Origin of the sequence: Sphingomonas sp. FUKUSWIS1, assembly GCF_000733135.1 — a bacterium.
GTDB classification, from domain to species: domain Bacteria; phylum Pseudomonadota; class Alphaproteobacteria; order Sphingomonadales; family Sphingomonadaceae; genus Sphingomonas; species Sphingomonas aerolata.
This window is the reverse complement of the sequence record NZ_JPJC01000203.1, coordinates 6,584-8,527: the sequence shown is the minus strand read 5'-3', so window position 1 is coordinate 8,527 and position 1,944 is coordinate 6,584. Positions and strand designations below refer to the sequence as shown.

Annotated in this window: 1 protein-coding gene and 1 tRNA gene; both read right to left on the bottom strand. The window is 66.9% G+C overall.

Annotated features, from left to right (window positions below):
* On the bottom strand, positions 1-1,530 hold a 1,530-nt coding region (locus tag sphsw_RS12155; RefSeq protein ID WP_235188381.1), incomplete at its 3' end, for a beta-N-acetylhexosaminidase family protein.
* A 204-nt stretch (positions 1,531-1,734) separates the two neighbouring features.
* Positions 1,735-1,809 (bottom strand) — tRNA-Thr (locus sphsw_RS12150).
* Positions 1,810-1,944 lie beyond the last annotated feature (135 nt).

Below are 1,944 nucleotides of genomic sequence, written 5' to 3'. Positions count from 1 at the left end.
CTGGGCCTTGAGCCTGGGCGCCTGGGGCTGCCAGGGCTGGCTGCCGAAGGTCGGGGCCAGATGCTGCGTGTCGAAGAAGCTCAGCAGCGCCGCGGTCGCGCGCGCATCGCCGCCCGCCAGCTCGCGGGCGGCGAACTGCCACGTGCGGTCCGCGTCATAGTCCTTGTCGTTCCAGCCGAACGCAGCAACGCCGGTCACCGCGACGCGGCTTGGCGCCTCCTGGTTCATCGGGTTCGACAGGATCCCCGTCAGTTCGCCCGCCAGCCCCGCCTCGCGCCGCGCATAGGGCGCGAGCAGCAGCCGCCCGGTGGTCTGCGCATAGTCGTTGACCGGATAATTGTCCCACAGCAGCGTCTTGCGCCCGAAGGCCTTGGTCGCGGTCTTCGCATCGGCGATCGAGATCGCGGGGGGGACGACATCGGTGCCGGTCCACTGCACCACGACGCGGGGATCGAGATATTTGCGCAGCGCCGCCTTGTACGGGGTTTCCTTCGCGTCGTAATATTCGGTCGGGACCATGATCAGCGGGCGCGACGACGGATCCTTCGCGAGCAGATCCGCCTGAACCGCGTTCAGCAGGCGCGATTGCGCGATGCCGGCGGCTTCGGCGCCTGATGGTCCGAAACTGGCCTTGTCCCGCTCGCAGTTCCATTTGGTATATTCGATGTCGTCGAGCGCGACGTAGAAGCTGTGGACGCCGATCGATCGCAGCGCGGCGAACTTGCGTTCGAGCGCCTGAGCATCGGCGGGGTCGGAGAAGCACACAGATGGGCCCGGCGAGACCGCATAGACGAAATCGACATGATTGCGCCGTGCGGTCGCGACCAGCGTGCCGAGCGCGGACAAAGTCGCCGCGGGATAGGCCTCGCGCCAGCGATCGCGCGCATAGGGATCGTCCTTGGGGCTGTAGACATAGGTGTTCGCCTTGACGGTGGCGAGGAAGTCGAGATGCTTCGTCCGGTCCGCCATCGTCCAGGGCTTGCCGTAAAAGCCCTCGATCGTGCCGCGCATCGGCATCGCGGGATGATCGTGGATCACCAGCGCGGGAAGGACCGCGCGTGCCGCGAGCTGTCGGAACGTCTGGACGGCATGGAATAGTCCGTCCGCGTCGTGGCCCGCCAGCGTGATGATGCCGCTGTTGCCCGCCGCGAGCGTGGCGATCGTATAGCCTTCGGGATGCGTGTCGCGGACGGTACCGGCGCGGGCCAGCGCGTCGCGGACGATCGCGGTATCGCCGGTGCCGAGCAGGATGTGCGGGCGATCGGGGGCGGCGGGCAGCCGCCGTGCGGTCGTGATCGTCGTGACTCCGGCGGCGCGCAGGATCTCGCGGACCAGCGCGACGCTGTCACCGTCGGTGCCGGCGGGGGCGACGAGCACCACCGATCGGCCGAGCGTTATCGTGCCGGCCTGAAGCGCGACCGACGTCGGCGCGGGGAAAATGGCGGGCATCGTCACCGGCTGCGCGGCACCCTGCGCGGAGACCGTGGTCGCCAAGCCCGTCGCGATCAGGGCCGCGTACGTCCCCGTCATGGCCATGCATCGCGTCATAACAGCTCTCCGGTATTTCATTGGTATTATGAGAGCGGTTTAGGCACAGGACGGCGTCACGGCAAGGCGTCGCTGCCATGGCGGCCATTGCCGACAGACTTTGGTCAGGATGGGGTGACCGACCTTGGGCCCCTATCGCAGGGCCGGCGGGACGTCGGGTCCACGCGGCGGTCGGATGAAAAAAGCTGGTGCTGCCGGTGAGGATTGAACTCACGACCTCAGCCTTACCAAGGATGCGCTCTACCACTGAGCTACGGCAGCACTCGTCGACATCGCTGTCGGCGGAGTGGGGCTAAGAGACGAGGGCGGGACGATTGTCAAGGCGTCGCGCGACGATGTAGAGCGTTATTATGCAATCGAACGATGAAAAGGCGGCGGAAAAAGCGGCCCGCATGG